Source organism: Chromobacterium sphagni, assembly GCF_001855555.1.
In the GTDB taxonomy this organism is placed as follows: domain Bacteria; phylum Pseudomonadota; class Gammaproteobacteria; order Burkholderiales; family Chromobacteriaceae; genus Chromobacterium; species Chromobacterium sphagni.
The window spans coordinates 20,428-42,164 of sequence record NZ_MKCT01000014.1 but is presented as its reverse complement, the minus strand read 5'-3'; the positions used below and the strand labels follow the sequence as shown (position 1 = coordinate 42,164).

The 21,737-nt window shown below is 64.0% G+C and carries 20 protein-coding genes and 1 pseudogene; 13 read left to right on the top strand and 8 right to left on the bottom strand.

Annotated features, from left to right (window positions below):
* Both BI344_RS07800 and BI344_RS07795 read left to right on the top strand, forming a co-directional pair.
* Positions 1-581 (top strand): hypothetical protein (locus BI344_RS07800; protein ID WP_206600346.1); only part of this gene is annotated, 581 nt, incomplete at its 5' end.
* Positions 582-769: 188 nt separating this feature from the next.
* Positions 770-1,282 (top strand): DinB family protein, encoded by a 513-nt coding sequence (locus BI344_RS07795; RefSeq protein WP_071112403.1) that lies wholly within the window; start codon positions 770-772, stop codon positions 1,280-1,282.
* Between the two features lie 146 nt (positions 1,283-1,428).
* Here BI344_RS07795 and hflX read toward each other — a convergent pair whose 3' ends face one another.
* Positions 1,429-2,817: a GTPase HflX gene (hflX, locus tag BI344_RS07790; protein WP_071112402.1), complete on the bottom strand. Its 1,389-nt coding sequence runs from the start codon at positions 2,815-2,817 to the stop codon at positions 1,429-1,431.
* A 173-nt stretch (positions 2,818-2,990) separates the two neighbouring features.
* Here hflX and BI344_RS07785 point away from each other — a divergent pair, with 173 nt between their 5' ends.
* The 3 genes from BI344_RS07785 to BI344_RS07770 all read left to right on the top strand — a co-directional run bounded on the left by BI344_RS07785 (position 2,991) and on the right by BI344_RS07770 (position 5,641).
* A complete protein-coding gene (locus tag BI344_RS07785) occupies positions 2,991-4,250 on the top strand; it encodes a DEAD/DEAH box helicase (RefSeq protein WP_193430966.1) in 1,260 nt (419 codons plus the stop codon).
* A gap of 430 nt (positions 4,251-4,680) precedes the next feature.
* Complete coding sequence (locus tag BI344_RS07775; RefSeq protein WP_241499282.1) at positions 4,681-5,118, top strand: GlcG/HbpS family heme-binding protein; 438 nt, start codon at positions 4,681-4,683, stop codon at positions 5,116-5,118.
* Positions 5,119-5,437: 319 nt separating this feature from the next.
* Entirely contained in the window at positions 5,438-5,641 is a 204-nt protein-coding gene (locus BI344_RS07770) for a cold-shock protein (protein ID WP_071112400.1), read from the top strand.
* A gap of 281 nt (positions 5,642-5,922) precedes the next feature.
* On the opposite strand, the gene BI344_RS24765 is transcribed toward BI344_RS07770, so the two are convergent.
* From BI344_RS24765 to BI344_RS07755, 5 genes and pseudogenes are all read right to left on the bottom strand, one after another.
* Positions 5,923-6,303 carry a metal ABC transporter permease gene (locus tag BI344_RS24765; protein WP_071112399.1) on the bottom strand — a complete coding sequence of 127 codons (381 nt, stop codon included), beginning with the start codon at positions 6,301-6,303 and terminating at the stop codon, positions 5,923-5,925.
* Between the two features lie 77 nt (positions 6,304-6,380).
* A pseudogene (locus BI344_RS26085) lies at positions 6,381-6,470 on the bottom strand (hypothetical protein); the annotation flags it as partial.
* Positions 6,471-6,480: 10 nt separating this feature from the next.
* A complete protein-coding gene (locus BI344_RS24760) occupies positions 6,481-6,618 on the bottom strand; it encodes a hypothetical protein (protein WP_204378102.1) in 138 nt (45 codons plus the stop codon).
* The gene (locus tag BI344_RS22775; protein ID WP_204378101.1) at positions 6,606-7,235 is read right to left on the bottom strand and encodes an ATP-binding cassette domain-containing protein; all 630 of its coding nucleotides are present in this window, start codon (positions 7,233-7,235) and stop codon (positions 6,606-6,608) included. Before BI344_RS22775 ends, BI344_RS24760 begins: the two co-directional genes overlap by 13 nt.
* A gap of 154 nt (positions 7,236-7,389) precedes the next feature.
* Positions 7,390-9,771, bottom strand: coding sequence for an ATP-binding protein (locus BI344_RS07755; protein WP_158021046.1), 2,382 nt, complete (start codon positions 9,769-9,771; stop codon positions 7,390-7,392).
* 249 nt (positions 9,772-10,020) lie between these two features.
* Here BI344_RS07755 and BI344_RS07750 point away from each other — a divergent pair, with 249 nt between their 5' ends.
* The 6 genes from BI344_RS07750 to BI344_RS07725 all read left to right on the top strand — a co-directional run bounded on the left by BI344_RS07750 (position 10,021) and on the right by BI344_RS07725 (position 16,489).
* Positions 10,021-10,761, top strand: coding sequence for a pilus assembly protein (locus BI344_RS07750; protein WP_071112396.1), 741 nt, complete (start codon positions 10,021-10,023; stop codon positions 10,759-10,761).
* Between the two features lie 46 nt (positions 10,762-10,807).
* Positions 10,808-11,311, top strand: coding sequence for a CS1 type fimbrial major subunit (locus BI344_RS07745; protein WP_071112395.1), 504 nt, complete (start codon positions 10,808-10,810; stop codon positions 11,309-11,311).
* Positions 11,312-11,382: 71 nt separating this feature from the next.
* Positions 11,383-13,821, top strand: a complete 2,439-nt coding sequence (locus BI344_RS07740) for a CS1-pili formation C-terminal domain-containing protein (RefSeq protein WP_071112394.1) — start codon at positions 11,383-11,385, stop codon at positions 13,819-13,821.
* A 131-nt stretch (positions 13,822-13,952) separates the two neighbouring features.
* Positions 13,953-15,173 carry a hypothetical protein gene (locus BI344_RS23760; protein ID WP_139166923.1) on the top strand — a complete coding sequence of 407 codons (1,221 nt, stop codon included), beginning with the start codon at positions 13,953-13,955 and terminating at the stop codon, positions 15,171-15,173.
* A gap of 9 nt (positions 15,174-15,182) precedes the next feature.
* Positions 15,183-15,689, top strand: a complete 507-nt coding sequence (locus tag BI344_RS07730; RefSeq protein ID WP_071116655.1) for a CS1 type fimbrial major subunit — start codon at positions 15,183-15,185, stop codon at positions 15,687-15,689.
* A 104-nt stretch (positions 15,690-15,793) separates the two neighbouring features.
* Positions 15,794-16,489 (top strand): response regulator, encoded by a 696-nt coding sequence (locus BI344_RS07725; protein WP_071112391.1) that lies wholly within the window; start codon positions 15,794-15,796, stop codon positions 16,487-16,489.
* Positions 16,490-16,530: 41 nt separating this feature from the next.
* Here BI344_RS07725 and BI344_RS07720 read toward each other — a convergent pair whose 3' ends face one another.
* Positions 16,531-16,848, bottom strand: a complete 318-nt coding sequence (locus tag BI344_RS07720) for a YkgJ family cysteine cluster protein (protein ID WP_071112408.1) — start codon at positions 16,846-16,848, stop codon at positions 16,531-16,533.
* Positions 16,849-16,944: 96 nt separating this feature from the next.
* Complete coding sequence (locus BI344_RS07715; RefSeq protein WP_071112407.1) at positions 16,945-18,210, bottom strand: TIGR03862 family flavoprotein; 1,266 nt, start codon at positions 18,208-18,210, stop codon at positions 16,945-16,947.
* A 288-nt stretch (positions 18,211-18,498) separates the two neighbouring features.
* Between BI344_RS07715 and BI344_RS07710 the strand changes: the two genes are divergently transcribed.
* Positions 18,499-20,127 carry a methyl-accepting chemotaxis protein gene (locus BI344_RS07710; RefSeq protein ID WP_071112390.1) on the top strand — a complete coding sequence of 543 codons (1,629 nt, stop codon included), beginning with the start codon at positions 18,499-18,501 and terminating at the stop codon, positions 20,125-20,127.
* Between the two features lie 162 nt (positions 20,128-20,289).
* Positions 20,290-21,672 (top strand): ATP-dependent RNA helicase DbpA, encoded by a 1,383-nt coding sequence (gene dbpA / locus BI344_RS07705; protein ID WP_071112389.1) that lies wholly within the window; start codon positions 20,290-20,292, stop codon positions 21,670-21,672.
* The last annotated feature ends 65 nt before the right edge of the window (positions 21,673-21,737 follow it).

Genomic DNA, 21,737 nt, shown 5'->3' with positions numbered 1-21,737 from the left:
GGCGGCGCAACTACATAGCTGCGTTAAAGATCGCCGAGCTAGAGCTCTCTGGACGTCCCAACTTGGATCGGATGTTGGAGTTGTTGTCTTGGATGCGCGACGATTTCATGATTGCAGGACCTGCGGCTTTACTTGCCTGTATCTACTTCGCACCTAATTCGCCACCTCGCAAAGGTCTTTTCAAACACCTTCGCTCTCCCAATAGAGTGCGCGCCATCGAAGGCGTACAAAACGCTGCCTGGGACTTGACGCACCTGAGCGAGACGATCAGAAGGGTGAATAAAGCTAACAACAGTTCGATTCGCCTGCTCTTCGCCAGTTTCGATGCGGGGCTTCGTAGGCTAGCTGAGCTCTTATTCACTCTCGCGGCGGACGAGTTCTCAGAGGGGGTGTTGATTGACGCGTTAGTTCCGTACTGGAACCAGGCACACGCCGAACGGATTGCGAAATCATTGGCCGAGCTATTGGCTCATATCGATGATGAAGGCCGCAAGCAGCGGCAAGCAAATTCGTCTATGTCAATCGATGAAATGATTTGGTACGGCGAGCAGCTTCTCTTATCTGCGGAAGGGCTTTCCTAAGTCCATTATTCGCACCCCTCCGACTGCTGATTCTTAGCCGAAAGGGTGTGCCGGCGAGTCGATGTGGTAATTTTGTTAGCTTGGGTGGATTGGAGCTGGGACCGCACAACCGATAAAGCATGGCGCGGTGGATCCGCATCGCCGCAAGGCTCTACGCGATATTCAAAACACGATCCGGAGAAACCACAATGAGTGCGCAAACGCTTTTGCTCTCCCTATTCCGCTACAAAGCCTGGGCCGATGAAGGGCTGACTGCCGGCTTGACCGCGGTTGGCGAACGGTCCGCACACGCCGAGTTCCGCACGGCGATCCGCATCCTCAATCACGCCCATATCGTCGACCGAATTTTCGCCGCGAATCTGCAACTGACGCCGCACGCCTATGCCGCGACCGATCCCGACGAAGCGCCGAAACCGGACAGCCTGTTCAAGGCCGTCAAGAAAACCGATCAATGGTATATCGGCTATATTGCGCGCCTAGACGAGGCGGAGCTCGCGGCGATGATCGAGTTTCCCTTTAGCGACGGAATGCCGGGGCGGATGTCTCGCGAGGAGATGCTTGGCCATATCATCGCCCACGGCGGATACCATCGCGGCGAAATCGGCCGAATCATGACGCAACTCACCCGCTCGTCGCCGCGCGACACCTTCACCGGCTACCTTCACGAAACGGAGCCCGCGCGCCGCGAACGGATGCGCTGACTGGCGCCGCTCCCGGCCAGGATAATCGGCGACTCCCAGACCGGCGCGCGGCGCAATCCAGATCCGGGCTCCCGCCCGGCCATAAAAAACCCGAGCGATCCGGCTCAGGCTTTTTACCATTACGTTGCGCGGCGTGCGGCCGGGCTTCAGACTTCCCAGTATTCCTTTTCCCGCCCCTGCGAACCGGGGTTGAGCTGCTCGCGCAGGCGGCGCAGTTTTTCCGCCTCGCCGCGCACGCGGAACCAGCTGCCCTCTTCCTCGGCGCGCTCTTCCAGCACCTGGCAGTGGCTGTAGATTTCACCACGCAGCTGCTGCGCCGACCACGGCAGCAGCAGTTCGTCTTCCACCAGGTCCTGCTGGAAGAAGGATACGATGGCGGCGCGCAGGCTGGACACTTCCTCGGGACGGCGCGCGCTCATCACCACGCAGCCCGGGTAGCGTTGCTGCAGTTCGGCGGTCCAGTCAAGCTGCGCGGCCTCGTCGCCGACATGGTCAATCTTGTTGAACACGCGGATGCGCGGCACCTCATCGGCGCCGATTTCGCGCAGCACCTCGTCGGTCACTTCCAGCTGGCGCTCGAAGCCGGGGTCGCTGGCGTCGATCACATGCAGCAGCAGCGACGCATCCAGCGCTTCTTCCAGCGTGGACTTGAACGAAGCCACCAGGCCGTGAGGCAGATTCTTGATGAAGCCCACGGTATCGCTGACCAGCACGCGCGGCACGCTTTCCGGGTAGATGGCGCGCACCGTGGTGTCCAACGTGGCGAACAGCTTGTTGGCCACCAGGACTTCGCTGCCGGTCAGCGCCCGCATCAGCGTCGACTTGCCGGCATTGGTGTAGCCCACCAGCGACACCCCGGCCAGGCCCTGGCCTTGGCGCTCCAGGCGGCGCGCGCGCTGGGTCTTGCGCTCCAGTTCCATCGCGACGATTTCGCGTTGCAGCTCGGCGATGCGGTCGCGCACCTTGCGGCGGTCCAGTTCGGTATGCGATTCGCCCGCGCCTCGACCGCCCATGCCGCTGCGCTGACGGCCCTGCGGACCGGCCAGCTTGGCGGCTTCGCGCAGGCGCGGCGCCATATAGCCGAGACGGGCGATTTCCACCTGGGCCCGCGCCGCGCGCGAGCGGGCGTTGCGATGGAAAATCTCCAGGATGACCATGGTGCGGTCCATCACTTCGCAACCGACGGCCAGTTCCAGATTGCGCGCCTGCGACGGCGAGATTTCATGGTCCACCAGCAACACGTCGATTTCTACCGCGCCGGAGTCCAGCGCCTGCGGAATGTCTTCCAGTTCGTCATTGCGGATGCCGCGGTTGACGAACATGTTGATTTCTTCCAGCTTGCCCACGCCCAGATAGGCGGTGCGGTCGAAGCTGTTGCGCTTCTGGACAAAGGTCTGCACCACCTGGAAACCCAAAGTCTTGGCCAGTTCGCTCAACTCGGTGAGCGAGGCCTCGAACTCGACATCGCTGACATCCGGCAGCTGGACCGAGGCGACAAGGGCGTAGCGGGGCTTCTCTTTGACTTCTGTTTGCATGTGCAGATTTGCTTTATTTTAGTGACGAACCAGGATATTACTCGCAAATGGCGCTTCCCGCTGGCAAGTTGAACGGCTGAACCGCCATGTACTCCTTGACCGCGCGGCTGGCGCGGCCGATACTCCTGCCGCCTCCGGCCTCAAAGCCCTCACTCTTTACTCTATCCCCATTCATGCCATTCACCTCTCTGGGCCTGCAGCCCGACCTGGCCCAGGCCGCCTCAAGCCAGGGCTACATTGCCCCCACCGCCATCCAGAGCGCGGCCATTCCCGCCATCCTGCGAGGCAGCGATGTGCTGGCCACCGCGCAGACAGGATCCGGAAAAACCGCAGCCTTTTGCCTGCCGCTGCTGCAGCAATGGCTGGTAAACCGCCAGACATCGCCGCGCCAGCCCCAGGCGCTGATCCTGCTGCCCACCCGCGAGCTGGCGGCGCAGGTCGGCGCCATCCTGCGCGATCTGGCCCAGGGCCTGCCGCGGCGCGCGAAGGTGGCCGTGGTCTTCGGCGGCGTCTCCATCAAGCCGCAGATGATGGCTCTGCGCGGCGGCGCCGACATTGTGGTGGCCACGCCCGGCCGCTTGCTGGATCTGGTCGCGCACAATGCGCTGAAGCTCTCCTCCGTCAACGCGCTGGTGCTGGACGAGGCTGACCGGCTGCTTGATCTGGGCTTCGCCGAAGAACTGGGCAGCCTGCTGTCCTTGCTGCCACCTTATCGGCAAAACCTGATGTTCTCCGCCACCTTTCCGCCCGCCGTGCGCGCGCTGGCGGAGCAGTTATTGCGCCAGCCGCTGCGCATAGACATTGAGCAGACCGCAGCCACCGCGCCGGATATCCGCCAGCGCGCCATCGAGGTGGACGCCTCCCAGCGCACCATGCTGCTGCGCCATCTGCTGCAGACCCATGATTGGGACCGGGTGCTGGTGTTCGTCGCCAGCCGGCAGGCGGCCGACCGGGTGGCAGGCAAGCTGCAGCGCGCCGGCATCCGCGCCGCGGCGCTGCATGGCGATTGCGGCCAGGGACAGCGCGGCCAGGTGCTGGCCGATCTCAAGACCGGACAGTTGCAAGTCCTGGTGGCTACCGACGTGGCCGCCCGCGGCATAGACATCGCCCGCCTGCCGGTGGTGGTGAACTACGACCTGCCGCGCTCGCCGGTGGACTACACCCACCGCATCGGCCGCACCGGCCGGGCCGGCGCCAGCGGCGAGGCGATCAGCTTCGTCAGCGCCGACTGCGCCGCCCATTTCCGATTGATAGAAAAGCGCCAGCGGCTGCGCTTGCCGCGCGAACGGATTGCCGGTTTCGAACCGGCCATCACCGCCCCCGCAGCCGTGGAGCAGGTCGGCAACGGCGGCGTCAAAGGCAAACGCAAGAGCAAGAAAGACAAGCTGCGCGAAGCCGCCGCCAGGCAGCAGGCGGACGACAGCCAGGGCTAGCCAGGGCGGCCGCGCTCAGCCAACTCCGTCATCCGGGCAACCCGCATCCAGCGGCCGCCTGGAAACCTGACTGCGCCATGGCCCCTCCGGCTGCGACTGGCAACCCCACCACCGACTGCGTCGTCTCCTTGGCAGCCACCGCAATCAAGAGGCCGCCGCAGGATCCAGCCGACTCTGGCCACGCTCGAGCAGAGCCGGGCGCCTGGAACCCAATGCCCATCCATCCCATCCCGGTTTCCAGGCAAACATTCCCAACCCATTTCTGGCGGCGGTCATTTTCAATTTCCGTTTGAAACTATTACGCCCCAGCCTGGCTTACCAAGCCTGGCCTGCCGTCCTAGACTCCGTTCTGTCGCCAATCCACGCCAATGCGATCCGGCATGCAGCCGCTGCCATCGCCTCATCCCTCCTCAGACACGGAAAGATTTACATGAATATGACCCTCAAGACCCACGCCGCCGCATCCATCACTCGCGAGGCGGCCCTGTTGCTGAGCGAAGCCGCGCGGGAGGCCGCCGCCAACCTGGGCATAGAGGTGGCCATTGCCGTCAGCGACGCGGCCGGCCACCTGAAAGCATTCGAGCGCGCGGACCGCGCGCCTTTCCTCACCGCAGAAGTGGCCATCGACAAGGCCTGGACCGCCGCCTCGTTCGGCGTGGGCACCCATGTCTGGAACCAGATACTCGACAACAGCCAAGTGGCCCAACTGGCGCATCGGCCGCGACTGGTGGCGGTAGGCGGCGGCTATCCCATCCTGCTTGACGGCGCGGTGGTCGGCGGGATCGGCGTTTCGGGCGGAAATGCCCTGCAAGATCAGCAGGTCTGCGAAACCGCCTTGTCCGCCGCCGGCTTCGCTTTGGCGCGCTGACGCAAATTGCTCGGCCGCGTCACAACGTTTCGCCCCGGACGCGGCATGGCCAAAGGCTCTACGCGCGGCTGGCCATGCCGCCGATGTCCAGCCAGTCGGCGCTAACGCATCGGCGGACTTATCGGTCCGACGGAGCAGGCAGACCTCCCCTGCACCAAGGAGGCAGGCCAGACGGGGAGGGAAAATTTGGCTGCTAAAACGTAGTTACTGACCTAACGATCAGTCGATGCCGGCGCTATAGGATTTGAACTTCGCGCCAACGCTGAATATGATGTCATATAGGGCATCCGCCCACTACATGGATAGGAATAGATAAGCAATGGCAACTGGTACCGTTAAGTGGTTCAACGATGCAAAAGGTTTTGGCTTCATCACTCCGGACGAAGGCGGCGACGATCTGTTCGCACACTTTTCCGCGATCAACTCCGGCGGCTTCAAGTCGTTGAAGGAAGGCCAGCGAGTGAGCTTCGATGTGATCTCCGGCCCCAAAGGCAAGCAAGCCTCGAACATCCTGCCGCAATAAGCGCGCAGCGATCCGCATGAAAAAAACCGGCGATTGCCGGTTTTTGTTTTTCAGCAAGGGAACCCTCGCGCCGTGATCACCGAACCCGGCCCTTGACTTCGGCCCTGTCCAATTGCCGGGATAGTCGGCTCGCCATGGTTGCCGCCAGATAGGCGCCGCGCTCAGCGCGGTGATCCAGAAGCTGGTGGGCCAGCCGGCGCAATAGGCCAGCGCGATGCCGGACCAGGTTTCACCAAGAGCCAGAACGGCGGCGAGCGCCACGCCGCATCCCAGCCGCGGCGTCAGTTTCTGCGCGGCGGCGGCCGGCCCACCATCAGGGTGAAGACCAGCAGCACGCCGACGATCTGGATGCATTCCGCGATGGCCAGCGCCACGATGGCGAGAAACAGCATCGAAACCGTGCGCAGCGACACGCCCTTGGCCTCGGCCAGCTCCGGATGCAGACGAACACCAGCGGCCGGGGTGAGCAGCAGGCAGGCCGCGCCTAGGCCGGCCAGCGCCCACAGCGTGGCGGTATCCACCCCCAGCACATTGCCGAACAGCAGGGCTGTGGCCTGGGTGGCGTAGGCGGTGAAGAAGTGCAGGAACAGCATGCCCAGGCCCAGCGCCAGCGACAGAACGGTGCCGATGGCGATGTCGCTGCCTTGCAGCTTTTCCCCCATCGCGCCATGGTGACGCTGCCCAGCACGGTGACCAGGGGCAGCCCCCAGATCGGCGACAGCCCAATCAGCGCGTGCCCGGCGAAGGTCTGGCCGCGCATCACCAGAAAGAAGCCCGCCACGCAGGCCAGCAGCGCCACGATGCCGCCGGCGATGAAGGCGTTCAGCATGAAATCGTATTCAAACATCGTGACAGTGCTCTTTCTGGTCCACTTCGATCTCCCCAGCCATCACGAAGATACGGTTCTTCATCCGTACCACGTTTATGGCGGAACCGTACAGCCGCGACAGCACCGGCCGGGTGATCACCTCGTCCACGGTGCCCAGCGCGCCTGCCCGCGGCCCAGGTACAACACCTGGTCTATGGCGCCCAGCAGGGAGTTGAGCTCGTGGGCGCTGAACAGCACGGTGATGCCGAAATCCTGCTGGATGCGCCGCACCAACTCCACCACGCCATGCTGATGGCGCGGGTCCAGGCTGATCAGGGGCGCGTCCAGCAGCAACCGCTGGCGCTCGCCGCCGGAGGTTTCCGGCAGCGGCCGCCGCGCCAGTTCGAAGGCATCCACGGTTTCCAGCGCCCACGCCACCTCGCGCCGGGCGGCCTTGTCCAGGGTAGGCTGGCCACAGCGGTGGCCGTTGCAGGCGCTGGCGACAAAATCCCAGCCGCGCAACCGCATACTACCGACGTTGCTGCGCAGCTGCGGGATGTAGCCTATGGCCGGATTGCCGCGGCCAGCGGGCTGGCCCTGCACCCGGATACCGCCGCCGGCAGGCGGAATCAGGCCCAGAACGGCGCGCATCAGCGTGGTCTTGCCGATGCCGTTGGGACCCAGCACGCCGACGAACAGGCCCTGGCTTATCTCCAGGCTGACGTCCGACAAGACCGTCCTGCCGTGGAGGGAGACGGTCGCCCGCTGCAGTGACAGCGCGCTCACGGCTTGGCGCGCGCCAAGGCCAGGCTCAGCGCGTCCAACTGGCCGGTCATCCAGTCCTGGTTCGGCCGCGCGCCGCCGTTTGCGCTGTTGCTGCTCAAGGGCACGCAGTGGCCGGGCAACGCATGGCAAACGGCAACCCTGTACCGCCGGGCGCTCACACGGAGTCTGGCCATTGTGCGGCCCGCCACTCGTCAAGCCCGCGCGCATAGTCGTCCAGCCAGCGCGCTCCATCGACAGCCGGCAGCGTGCCGTTTGCCTGCAAAGACTGCTCCAGCCGCTCGGCCAGCTCGGCCAGCCCCGCGACTCCGGCAGTCAGCGCGGCGCCGCGCAAGCGGTGCGCGCGGTGTCGCGCCTGGATCCAGTTTTCTTGCTCAAGCGCCTGCTTCAAGTTCGCCAGGTCCGCGTGGCTCGACTCATAAAACAGCTGTCCCCATTGTGCGGCGGCGGCCGGCGGCGGCATCTCCAACGCCTCCTCGTCAGCATCGGAGTCCGTCCACATGTCCAGCACGTCGGCCAGTTCGCGAATGCGCAAGGGCTTGGTCAGGATGCCGTCCATCCCGCTTGCCAAACACTGATTCTGATGAGCCGGATCCGTTGCCGCGGAAATGGCGATGACGGGGATGTGGCTTAAGCCGCCCGCGGCTTCCCATTGGCGAATCCTTTGCGCCGTCTCGTAGCCGTCCATGCCCGGCATGTAGCAATCCAGCAGGATCACGTCGAAATGCATGCCCTCGTCCAGCAGCAGCAAGGCTGCCGGGCCGTTGTCGACCACGGTTGCCAGATAACCCAGCTCCTGCAGCTGCTGCCCGATCACCGCCTGGTTCATCGGCTGGTCTTCGACCAACAGCACCCGTCCTTTGCCGGAAGTGGCCGCCGGAGCGCCAGCCGGCGCGGCCTCGGGCGCAAGCGGCGGCGTCTCCTTGTCGGCCAACTGCACCGGCAGCGTCACGCTGATGGTGGTGCCCACGCCCAATTCGCTGTCAAGCAGGATGCTGCCGCCCATCAGCTCGACCAACTGCTTGCAGATGCTCAAGCCCAGCCCGCTTCCGCCGTAGCGGCGGGTGGTTGAGCTGTCCACCTGGGTAAAGGCGGTGAACAGCCGCGCTTGCTGCGGCTTGTCGATGCCGATGCCGCTGTCCCTGACGGTAATCAGCAGCTTGCCGCGCCCTCCTTCTACTTGATCCAGATGCAACAGCAAAGCCACCTCGCCCCGCTCGGTGAACTTGACGGCATTGGACAACAGATTGGACAAGATTTGCCGCATCCGTAGCGGATCCAGCATCACCGCCGCCTGGTCCAGCCCCGCAAGGGTCAAAGACCAGCCAAGCCCCTTGCTTTCCGCCTTCAGCCGGTTGCTGTCCGCCACTCCCTGCGCCAGCAAGGCCAGGTCGACCGGCGCCAGCTCCAGCTGCACGCCGCGGGCCCCCATTCTGGACACGTCCAGCACATCGTCCAGCAGCTCCAGCAGATTGGTGGCCGAGGAGTTGGCCAGGCTGGAAAGCTCCCGCTGGCGCGGCGTCTGCGGCGTGCGCTGCAACAGCTCGATGGCCGCCAGCACCGCATTCATCGGCGTGCGGATCTCATGGCTCATCACCGCCAGGAACATCGACTTCGCCGCCTCGCTGGCCTCGGCAGCCCGCTGCGATCTGCGCGCCCGGAGCACCCAATACCCCAACAACAACAACAGCGTGCTCAAACCGATCAGGGTATTCGAGTAATAGCGGACAATCGCCCGCCAGGACGGCGCGCCCAACCTCAAGTTCTCGACCCAGTAGTCGTACATTTTGCCGGTGTCTTCGGCAGTGAGTTGCGCCAGCGACTTATCGATGATGGCGCGCAGTTCCGGATGGCGCTTGGACACGCCCATGCTGATGACCGCATACATTTCAGGGATGGTGCCGGCCAGGCTCAAGGTCTCCATGTATTTGCGCTCCATGATGGGCTCCAGCACCACATCGCTGCCCACCGCCGCATAGGCTTTGCCGCTCGCCACCGCCTCAAGCTCGTCTTCGGGATCGCTGGTCAATATCAGGCGTATGCCGGGGAAGTGCTCGCGCAGGTAGTTTTCATAACCGCCGCCGCCTTTTACCGCCACGGTCTTGCCGGCCAATACCGCGGGATCAAACACCATGGGCTTGTCCGGCGTCGTGACGATGACGGTGGTTCTGGCCAGATAAGGCACGGTCAGCAGTATCGCTTGCCGGCGCCCTTCCGAGATGAGACGCGACGAGACCATGGTGGCCAGAAAGACCCGGTCCTCCTTCATCTGCGGCAACGCATCCCTCCAGTTGCGGGCGGCCACCATCTTGAACTTCAAGCCGCTGATCCTCGAAATGGCTTCCAGATAGTCTCGGGTCAGGCCCTGGTGCTTGCCATCCTCAACATATTCGATCGGCCAATAGGGATCGACGGTGTACGGCACCACCGGATGCTGGCGCATCCATTGCCGCTCTTCCGGACTGAACGCCACTCCAGCGGGCGCCGCGGATGCCAGCGGTCCCCATACCGCCGCCACCATCAATACTGTTCTCCACATCTCAATCATCCACCTTGCAAGCATCCACTGTTTTATGCCATCGCTGCCGGAAAAGACAGCGGCTGACGTCGGCAAGCCGCGAGCATGCCAGAGATGGGCATGCCTGGTAACACCCTGTTTCTTTTGAGAATAGTCTCATGGAGGCCGGCAACACCTTCCTCAATAATGCCAACCTTCGGAACGAGCCCTGTCCGGGAGCGCATTGTTTTTTCATTGCCGCGGCGGAGCTCCCAATCCTGGAGAGTTGCGATGAAACCTATCTTGTCAGCCTGTTTGCTGATCAGCCTGGCCGCGCCGGTCCACGCAGCGCCGGCCATCAATATCGGCGCCATGTACGAGTACCTGGACGCGGACGCCGGCACCCTGCTCAAGCGGGTGCGCAATAGCGGCGACAGCACCGCTTTCGTGAAAGTGGCGGTAGCGGAGATCGTGTATGGCCAGGATGGCCAGCCCAATGAATTGCCGGTCGGCACAGAACAATTGAGCCTGGGCCAGATCAACGGCCTGATCGCGAGTCCGGCGCGGCTGATCGTGCCTGCAGGCGGCATGCAGGCCAGCCGCCTGCTGTATCTGGGACCGCGCGATCAGGAGCGCTATTTCCGGGTGCGTTTCTCCCCGGTGCTGCCAGACAAGCAAAACGCGTTCGACATCGGCGACGCCGCCGCCAGGCAATACCAGGACTCGCTCAGCGCCGGCGTCAACGTGCTGACCGGTTATGGCGCCATCGTCATCGTCAGGCCGAAAACGCCGCATTACGACACGCAATTGCAGGACGGCGCCAACAGCTACACCGTGCGCAACAACGGCAACAGCACCGTCATCCTGGATGCGTTCTACGACTGCGCCGCAGCCGGCAAAACCTGCGATACCCCGACCAAGCACCACGTGCTGCCCCACAGCAGCAAGAGCTTCATCAAGGTCGACGGTCATGGCTACAAGTTCGAACTGATCGAGGGCAGCAGCCGGCAGGCAGTCGCCTTCGGCCAATGACTCAACCCCGCTGCAATTTTTCACTCTGACGATAAGGAGACCCATCATGTCCACCCAGAAACTTCTGATCGGCGCCGCGCTCTCGGCAGCCATGCTGTCCTACGCCGCCATGGCGGAGCAGCAGCCGCTGCAGATCAGCGTCACGGCCAACATCCCGACCGACAGTTTTTACGTGCAGCCGCTGGCGGACTGGCATTTGAAGGACCAAACCCTGTCCTGGGACCCCCGCCGCGAAGTCCTGAAACCAGTCAACAACATGCTGGACATGAAAAGCACGATAGGCGCGATCCAGGGCTATCTGGAAGCCCCGGCCGAACTGTATGGCAGCGGCAGCGACAAGATTCCCATGGTCGTCGAAATCAATGACCAGCCGATGAAAGTCGGCGTCGCCAAGAAAGCGCAGATCCTGACGGCCACCCAGGCCAAAGACATCAGCCGCGTCAACCTGAACATCTCCGCGCCCAAACCGGAAGCGGGCTTCAAGCCTGGCCGCTACTCCGGCAGCGTCAACCTGATGTTCGAGAGCGTTGCGCCCACCCAGGGCAACTGATCGCCATGTAGCTCGCTCTGCCACTCAACAGGGGCGTGGATACGCCCCTCTTTCTTTTTCTGGTCAGTCCCATGTTCTCCCTTGCCCGTCGTGTCGCGGCCTTGGCCGCCTTATTCCGTTGCGCCTATTGCCTGGCCGGCGCCCCGGCGCCGGCCATCAACGGCCAATTGCCGTTGCTGGCGCAGGCGGCCAGCCTGCCGGCCGAATTCCGCGACCATTTCTTCGAGGTACCGCTGGCCGCCCGCGTGGAAAAAGACGGGCAAGCGCTGGGCGACGCGATGGTGCTGCTCACACGCGAGGGCACCGTGCAACTGCTGAGCTTCACCGATGCCGGCGACAGCCAGCAGCCCGCCGCCGAGCGGCAAAAGTGGGCCGAGGCGCTCAGCCGCCCCCTTGCGCTGGGCGACTGCCAGAGCAACTGTCCGCTCGGACTGCTGGCCATCCATTACAGCCTGGAAAACTCGCAACTGTCGCTGCTAACCAACGCCGCCAGTCGGCAACAGGCTGCCGCGCGTTATCACGCGCTGCCGCCTGGCGGCAGCCAGGGGCTGATTCTCGGCAACCACCTCAATCTCGCCGGCGGCGGCGGGCAAAATCTGTCCGGCCGCTACGCGATGGATCTGCAAGGCAGCTTGGGCTACTGGAGCGCATTGGGCAGTCTGCAACTGGAACGCGGCGGCGATGGCCAACTGCGCCAAAGCCTGTCGCAACTGTATGCCCAGTGCGAACTGGACGGCCATTTCATCCGCGTGGGCCTGTTCAACCCCGACGGTCAGGGGCTGCTGCGCCAACTCGGCACCCAGGGCAAGCGCGCCGATGCCACGATCGGGGTAATGGCGGGCAGCTCGGACGCTTTGCTGGCGGACAGCATGCACCCCAGCCTGTATCCGGTGTACGTCACCGCCAACCGCGAAGCCACGGTGGAAATCTACCGCAACGGCGTGTTGATCAATAGCCAGCTGGTATCCCCGGGGCTGCAGTTGCTGAACACCCTCAACCTGCCTGCCGGCATTTATCCGGTAGAGGTGCGTTTGCTGGAGGACGGCGTCCAGGTGTCGCGCAGCGAAGAACTGATCTACAAGCCCAGCCAATGGAGCAATCCGGAGCAACGCTGGCGCTACAGCGCGTTTGCCGGCCAGCAGCGCGGCCTGTTTGGCGACGATGCTCAATCCGCCGACGGCAGCCTGGCCATCGGCGGCAGCCTCAACTACCTGCTGCACCCGCGGGCGGTGCTGGGCCTGTCGGCGCAGCAAATCGGCGGACAGCGCCAGTTCGGCGCCGCGCTGGATTGGGACCTCGGCGACAGCGTCAAGCTGTACGCCAACCTGTTCCACACCACCGGCTATGGCAGCGGCTTCGATGTCCAGTCGATGTGGAGCTATAGCCAGGGCAGCGTCGTGCTCAGCCACAGCCGCAGCCAACTGAGCACAGGCGGCAGTGACGGCAGCGGCGCGTTCTGGCTGATGGCCAGTCGCAGCGCGCTCGCCATCAGCCACCGCCTGAGCGACAACAGCAGCCTGACCGCCCGGCTGTCGCACAGCGCCAATGGCGGCCTAAGCCTGGACCTTGGCCTGGATCGCCGGCACAAGCTGTTTGGCAACGAAGCCACCTGGCGCGTATCCGCCTTCGACCGCGCTACCGCCGGCAGCCCACGCAATCGGGGCGTGGAATTGTCGCTGAACATGAGCCTGGGCCGGGAAAACCGCAGCTACAACGCCAGCGTGGGCAGCCGCAGCGGCAGCCAGGGCGGGCGCGACCATTACGCCAGCGTTTCGGTGCAGCAAAGCCTGGACAACAGCTGGTTGAGCGGAGTCGCCGCCACGGCCAGCGCCGACGGCTATGGCCTGGGCCTGAGCGGCAACGCCCAGTTCCAACACCCCTTGCTGCGCGGCGACGCCTATCTGCAGCGTTCCTCGCTGAACGGCCGGCTCAGCGGCGGCCTCAATCTAGAAAACACCGTGGCCATCGGCGGCGGCGGCGTCGCGGCCAGCGGCGATGCGGCCGCCTTTGGCTCCGATACCGGGCTGATCGTCGATGTCGAATCCGACCTGCCCGCGGTGGCGCTGCGGGCCGACGACAGCCAGGGAGGGAGCGTGCGGCTGCATCCTGGACGCAACTTCATTCCGGTCACCGCGTACAAGGCCGGCAGCGTGCAGTTCGACTTTGCCGGAAGCAGCGCGCCAGCGGTGGCGATCCAGCCCGCCAGCCACAACTATCACCTGAACAAGGGCGGCGTGGCCTACCTGCAGGTTCGGGTGCTGAAGACAGTCACCGTACTGGGTCGCTTGCTCAACGCTGCAGGCCAGCCGCTGCGCGGCGCCCAGGTGATCAATCACGCCGGCCGCACTCTCAGCGAGGCCGACGGCTTCTTCAGCATCGAGATGAGCGAGAGCGCGCCGACGCTGGAAATCCGCCACCAGGCGGCCACGGCTTGCCAGTTCCGGCTTGATCCCGGACAGCCGCGCCGGGAGAGCGACACATTGCTGGCTGGCGAGTTGCGTTGCCGCTGAGCCTCGCCCCAGCGGCCCCTTCGAAGGTGAGCAAGTTTGAGAATGGTCTGATGGAGCGCGGGCATTTGCCCGCGCAACAATATGCCTTTGGCCCAACACGGCCAGACGGCAATCTGAAAGGATAAACCGAGATGATAATGAAGCTGAGACCCGACCCGCCTCGCGCTGCGGCTTATTTGCGCCGCTTATGGCTAGCCATCCTGCTCTGTCTCCCGCTTAGCCAGCCGGCGGCGGCGGCGGAAGCCACGGTATATGCAGAACTGAATGCATCCTTGTTCAAGCCGGGCCAGAACCAATTCGGCAACAAAGTTCCATTGCCTCCGGGAGGCTGTTCACGGCCGGGCAGCGGCTGCAGCACCTCTTATTATGGCGTAGAGGCCAATCTGGGAACCATAAAAAAGCAGATCAACCGGAGCAGCTCAGACCCTAAACACCATATCTATCAGGCAATCGATACAACGTATAAAGAGATAAAACTTTATTCCGGTCCAAACGAGGCAGTCGTCAAATTCAGAATCACTGCGTTTTCAGAAAACTACCAGAAGAATCACTATGGCGGTTCTTTGTATGAAGAATTAAATTTTGGCAATATGATTGGCAGCTGTCAACAAGTGCAAGGGTACAACACCACGGCAAACTATCAATTTGAATGGAGCCATCCGCAGGGACAAAAAAGTGTTTGTTACAAAAGAGTTGCCACAAACAACCATTATATCAATATTTCTTCGTCACACTTCAAATATGAACTGATTGCGCTGAACCCAACCGGACTCGACAATGGCACTTATTATGGCGAAGTGACTTATACCGTTGGCGATGGACAGCAAGTGGATCTCGGCCATGCTGATTATGGCGGCAACCGCTCCTTGACCATCAAGATAGCGGCCACGGTAAAGAACGAGTTTCAGGTCAGATTTCCTGCCGGTTCGGAGCGCGCAGCGCTGGAGCCGGCAGGCGGCTGGCAAAGTTGGTTACAACAAGGCAGCGTGCCCGCCAAACTCAGCCGGGATCTGGGATTCAGCCTGTCCAGCTCGGCCCGGTTCAGCATGCATTTGTTTTGCCAATACTACAGCGGCGGTGGCTGCGCATTGCGCCGGGACAATGGTGGCGGCGAGGTGCCGATACAGGTTGCGGTCAGCATGCCTGGCGTGCATTCGAGCCAGGGAGGAGCGCCGGCAAGCCGGTATCCGCTCGGCATGTCTCGCAGAGAATTCCAACCCTCGGGCCAGGTCTCGACCAGCGCGGCGCAATTGCATTTCGAAATGCAACGCTCGGACATGGCCGCCATTGTCCGGCAACCCGGCGCGCGCTATCGCGGCGATGTCACCGTCGTTTTCGACGCCAGCCTGTAGGAGCGCCGGATGATGATGAAGCGGACGATGCTGCCGTTCTGCGCGCTATTGGCCGCGCTGGCGGGAAGCGCTCACGCCGAACCGGTTGAACACAGGGTCAGCGTGGAAGTGCAAGTGCCAAATGAAGTGTTCTATGTCACGGCTGTCGGCGGCTGGACCGGCGCGGCCCAGCTGCTGCAGTGGGATAGGGCCGGTCGCCGCTTGCAGCCATTGCAGCAATGGCTGGAAATGAGAAGCACCATGGGTTCGATTACCGTCAAGGTTGACGGCGAGACGGTCTTGGCCGACGGCGAACAAAAGATCCCGCTGCACATTAAGCTGGACAGCGGTCAGCGACGCTGCGAAGTGTTTCGCCATGATGGCGGCGCCTCGGCCGACTGCCTGGTGCTGAACGCCGCCGAGGCGGCTTCAAACCGGCGGGTCAGTCTGGAAATCATTCCCAGCCATCCCGCCGGCGGCTATCAGCCAGGCGTCTATCACGGCGTGATCAATCTACTGTTTGAAAGCGCGCTGTAGGCCGGCAATGGCCATCGATGGATGCAGCCGCGGGAGCCGCATTGCCGTGGCCCGGCAACAGACATATAAAGAAACAGCCCCTCCATGCAGCGTCGTGATCTCCAATGACCCTCCTGAAGCCCCCCCTGCGCCTGATGCTGCTGGACGATCATGCGGTTGTGCTGCAAGGCTTGAGTTATCGGCTGTCGCAAGAGCCCGACTTCGCCATTGTCGGCGCGCATGCCAGCAGCAAATCGCTGCTGTCGGCGCTACGGAAACAAACAACGGATGTCATTGTGCTGGACTACTCCTTGCAGCCGGAAGATATCGATGGGCTCAACCTGATCCGCGCGCTGACCACCCGTTTTCCGCAAACCGCCGTTCTCATCATGTCAGCGCACTACAACACCGCCACCGTGGCGCTGGCTCTGCGCGGCGGGGCACGCGGCTTTGTCGGCAAGCAGCAGGATCTGGACGAGTTGGTGACGGCCATCCGGACGCTGGCCCAGGGGCAGGTCTACCTCAATCCGGCCATGGCGACGGAGCTGGCCAGCGCCATGCAGGCCGAGAGCGTGCCGGCCCCAGGCAGCCGGCACGCGTCCGCCGCGATCGGGGCCATGATCCGCCTGTCGGAGCTGTCGCCGAAGGAGCAGGAGGTGATCCGCTGCTTCATGGAGGGCATGACGGTCAGCCAGATTGCCGAGAAGTTCGCCCGCAGCATCAAGACCATCAGCGGGCAAAAACAGACTGCGATGAGAAAGCTGGGGCTGAAGGCCGACCACGAGCTGTATATCCTGCGAGATGAGCTGAACCAGCCCTAGCATCGGCTCTTGCCAAGCGCTTGGCAACCGGCGCAGCCTGGCTACGCCGGCTCCGGCAGGCCATGGGCGGCCCGCGCCTTCCGGCATTGCTCCGACCCCTCCTCCACCTGCCGGCAGGCGCCGGGGCGCAGCGGGTAAATGCCGCACGACACCTCCCGCCCCAGCTCGCCCCGCAAGGCGGCGCAGCGCGGCGCATGCGACCAGGTACCGCGCATGCAGCGGGTCCAGTCGTTGACTTTTTCGGTGAGATGGCTGGGAACCAGGCCGCCGCCGTCATCGGCTTCGGCCCAATAGAAGGAGACGCGGAAATGGGCGCAGCAGGCGCCGCAAGACTGACAGGAATTGCTTTTTTCACTCATGGCAAGCAAGAAAAACAGTTGGATCACGCCCCATCGCCAAGGGCAAAAATGCGATCCGGGTATTCTGTCAGAGCGGCGAACACGCCTCAAGTAAAACTATTTTGATGCCCCGGACACGGTCTGGCCCAGGCTCTCCAGCCACTGCGCGGCGCCCAGTCCGGCCGCCCGGCCGCTGGCGAAACAGGCCGTCAGCAGATAACCGCCGGTGGGCGCTTCCCAGTCCAGCATTTCGCCGGCGCAGAACACGCCTGGCAGCGCGGTCAGCATCTGATTGCCGTCCAGCGCGGCAAAGCTCACCCCGCCGGCGGTGCTGATCGCCTCGTCCATTGGCCGCGCCGCCGTCAGCGTCAACGGCAGGCGCTTGATCGCCGCCGCCAGCGTCGGCAGGTGCTGGAAGCCGTCCTTGTCCAGGCATTCGCGCAACAGGCCTGCGCGCACGCCCTTGAGATTCAGCCGGCTTTGCAGATGGCTGGACAAGGAGCGCGAACCGCGCGGATGGGTCACCTCCGCCAAGACCCTGGCCTCGTCCCAAGCCGGGATCAGGTCCAGATGACAGGTGGCGCGGCCATTGCGGCCGATTTCGTCGCGCAGCAGCGCCGAGCAGGCGTAGATCAGACTGCCTTCGATGCCGCTCTCGGTCACCACGCACTCGCCCACGCGCTGGAACACCCGGCCTTCATCGTCGCTGAAGGACAGGCCTACCGCCTTCACCGGCTCGCCGGCGAACTTCTCCGCGAAATGCGCACTCCAGTCCACATCGAAACCGCAATTGGACGGCAGCAACGGCGCGGTGGCCACGCCCTTTTCCGCCAGCCACGGCAGCCAGCGGCCGTCCGAGCCCAGCTTCTTCCAGCTGCCGCCGCCCAGCGCCAATAGCAGCGCGTCGGCCTTGACCGCCAGTTCGCCGTCCGGCGTCGCGAAGCTCAAACTGCCGTCCGCCAGCCAGCCTTGCCAACGGTGGCGGACATGGAAACGCACGCCGGCCTCGCGCAGCCGCGACAACCAGGCGCGCAATAGCGGCGCGGCCTTCATCTCGCGCGGAAACACCCGGCCGGAGCTGCCGACGAAGGTTTCCACCCCCAGGCCGTGCGCCCAGCCGCGCAAGGCGTCGGCGTCGAATCCGGCCAGCAAGCGCTCCATCTCGGCCTGGCGCCCGCCATAACGGCCGACAAATGCCGGATAGGGTTCGGAATGGGTGAGGTTGAGGCCGCCGATGCCGGCCAACAGGAACTTGCGGCCCAGGGAAGGCATGGCGTCGTACACATCCACCTGGATGCCGCGCCCGGCCAAGGCCTCGGCCGCCATCAGTCCCGCCGGCCCGCCGCCGATAATGGCGACGCCGCGCCCTGCCTTTTCGCTCATGTCCATTCCCCAAGCCGCTGAATCTGTTTCGTTTTCACAATAGACCTCGCCGCCGCAACCGGCCGCGAGGGCGCGATTGTTGCAGAAATTCCCGCCAAACCCAAGCGTTCCGTCCCGCCGGCGCGATATTCCCGGATGTTGGCAAGACTTATCCGCGCATTGTTTGATCCAAGCCAGATGCCCGATTCGGCCGCCCCACTAGAATTCCTACGGCATAGCCCCGTCCGCATTGCGGCGGCGGCAACAATAGACAAAGGAGAGGGGCGGCGCGCCGCCCCGAGCAAGACCATGAGAAAATTTTCCGACTGGCCGATCTGGCTGCGGCTGACAGGCGCCATCTGGAGCTGCCTGATCGTGGCATGGGGCGGACTGATCGCCTGGGAAACCCAGGCCAGCCGCCAGATAGCCGTGGAGCAGGCCAAGGATCTGGCCCACAGCATGAACGAAATGACGCTGGCCGGCCTGACCGGCATGATGATCACCGGCACCGTCGGCCAGCGCGACGTGTTTCTCGACCAGATCCGCGAACTGTCCGCCGTGCGCGACCTGCGGGTGATACGCGGCGACGCCGTCAGCAAGCAGTTCGGTCCCGGCAACGCCGGCGACAAGGCCAAGCCCGGCGATGACGTGGAGCGCGCCGCGCTGCGGGACGGCAAGCCGCACATTCAGATCGAATCCACGCCGCAGTTGGGCGAGCACCTGCGCGTGGTCTACCCCGCCATCGCCTCCGGCAACTACCTGGGCAAGAACTGCCTGTCCTGTCACCAGGTGGCGGACAAGACCCCGCTGGGCGTGGTCAGCATGCGCATATCATTGGAAAAACCCTATGCCGCGGTGGACAGCTTCCGCACCCAAAGCATCCTGTTCGCGCTGTTCGCCTCCTTGCCCATGCTGGCGGTGGTGTATCTGTTCATCCGCCGCTTCGTCACCCGGCCGTTGCAGGAAATGTCGGCCGGGCTGTCGGAACTGGCCAAGGGAGAAGGCGACCTCACCCGCCGCCTGCCAGCCGCGCATAAGGACGAAATCGGCATCACCGCCAGCCACTTCAACCGCATGCTCGGCACCGTGGCCGACCTGGTGCGCCAAGTGAGCGACTCCGCCAACGCGGTGGCGCAGTCATCGCGCCGGCTGTCTAGCGGCGCCAACCAGTTGGCGGCCAGCTCGCACCGGCAGAACAGCCAGTCACAAGCCGCCGCGGAGGCGGTGGAGCAACTGGCCTCGCACATCGGCGAGATCGCCGGCAAGGCGGAGCATGTCAGCGATGGCGCCGAGGAAAGCCTGCAGAGATCGGAACAGGGCCGGCTGAGCCTGCAGCAACTGCAGCAGGAAGTGGGACAAGTGCAGGACGCGGTGCAATTGATGGCGCAGGCCGAAAGCGACCTCGCCAACTCCACCGCCATCATCACCAGCATGACCCGCGAGGTGCGCGAAATTGCCGAGCAGACCAATCTGCTGGCACTCAACGCCGCCATCGAGGCGGCGCGCGCCGGCGAGCAGGGCCGCGGCTTCGCCGTGGTGGCGGACGAGGTGCGCAAGCTGGCGGAGAAATCGGCCAAATCCGCCAGCGAAATCGACACCGTCACCAGCTCGCTGAACGGCAAGACCCACGCGGTGCGCCAGGCGGTGGCCGCCAGCCTGCAATCGCTGGACGCCAGCCGCCAGTCCGCCGACAGCGTGGCCAGCGTGCTGGCCGCCGCCAACCAGTCTGTCGCCGCCGTGCGCGGCGGGCTGAAACAGATCGTCGAGGTCACCGAACAGCAGCGCCGCACCAGCCAGATGGTGAACGAGAACATCGACGCCATCGCCGGCATGGCGCGCACCAACGACGCCGACATCCAGCAGACGGTGGGTGCGGCCGAAGAGCTGGAAACGCTGGCCAAGCGGCTGACCGATTCGGTCTCCCGCTTCAGGGTGTGAGAGGATAGGCCGGCAAAAACGGCGGCATCTGATAAAACTAGATAGAAAGTCCCCAGCGCCCGGCTCCGCCGGGCTTTTTTCACACAAAATGCGCCGGGCATTTGGCCGCAAGCCTCACTGCTGTTACACTGCCCAGCCTTTAGCCAACCGCGCCAAGTCATTGTGAAACCAGCTGCTTTTTCCACCCTGCCCCTGCCCGCCCCCCTGTTGTCCAACCTGGACAGCCTGGGCTACCACCAGATGACCGCCATCCAGGCCGCCAGCCTGCCCGCCATTCTGGAAGGCCGCGACCTGATTGCTCAGGCCAAGACCGGCAGCGGCAAGACGGCTGCGTTTGGACTTGGCCTGCTGGCCAGCCTCAATCCGCGCTGGTTCGGCGTGCAGGCGCTGGTGATGTGCCCGACGCGCGAACTGGCCGACCAGGTGGCGCAGGAAATCCGCCGCCTGGCGCGCGCCATCGACAACATCAAGGTAGTGACGCTGACCGGCGGCTCGCCGATGGGCCCGCAGATAGGCTCGCTGGAACACGGTGCCCACATCGTGGTGGGCACGCCGGGCCGGCTGCAGGACCACCTGTTCCGCGAAACGCTGAACCTCGCCGGCGTGAAGACGCTGGTGCTGGACGAGGCCGACCGCATGATAGACATGGGTTTCATCGAGGAAATCGTCGGCATCGTCCGCGCCTGCCCGAAAACCCGCCAGACCATGCTGTTCTCCGCCACCTATCCGGAAGACATCCGCAAGGCCAGCGCGCAATTCCTGAAAAACCCAGTGGAAGTGAAGGTGGAGTCGCTGCACAAGGCCGACCACATTGAGCAGTGGTTCTACAAGGTGAAGCCGGAAACCCGGCTGGAGACGGTCAGCCGCATCCTCAAGCACCTGCGCCCCACTTCGGCGCTAGCCTTCTGCAACACCCGCGAGCGTTGCAAGGAACTGGTGCGGGAACTGCAGGAACAGGGCTTCAACGCGCTGACCCTGCACGGCGATCTGGAGCAGCGCGAGCGCGACCAGATCCTGCTGCGCTTCGCCAACAAGAGCGCCACCGTGCTGGTGGCCACCGACGTGGCGGCGCGCGGCCTGGACATCAAGGAACTGGACGTGGTGATCAACGTCGACGTCACCCACGATCCGGAAATCCACATCCACCGCATCGGCCGCACCGGCCGCGGCGATCAGCACGGCCTGGCGCTGACGCTGGCCACCGACAGCGAGGCCAAGCGCCTGGTGCAGATCGAAAACTACCAGCAGGCCGACCTGACCTGGGCCGACGTGGAAGAGCTGACCCCGGCCCCGGGCGGCCCGCTGCTGCCGCCGATGGTGACGCTGGAAATCGCCGGCGGCAAGCGCGAGAAACTGCGCCCGGGCGATCTCTTGGGCGCCCTCACCGGCGAAGCCGGTTTCACCGGCAGCCAGATCGGCAAGATCAATATCTTCGAATTCGCCAGCTTCGTCGCGCTGGAGCGCAGCATCGCCGAGGCGGCGATGGCCAAGCTGTCGCAAGGCAAGATCAAGGGCAAGCAGTTCAAGATGCGTTTGATCGGCTGATCCCAGCCCTCCCCGGCGTCAAAAAGGCCACCCGCTCCCGGATGGCCTTTTTTGCGTCGCCGCAT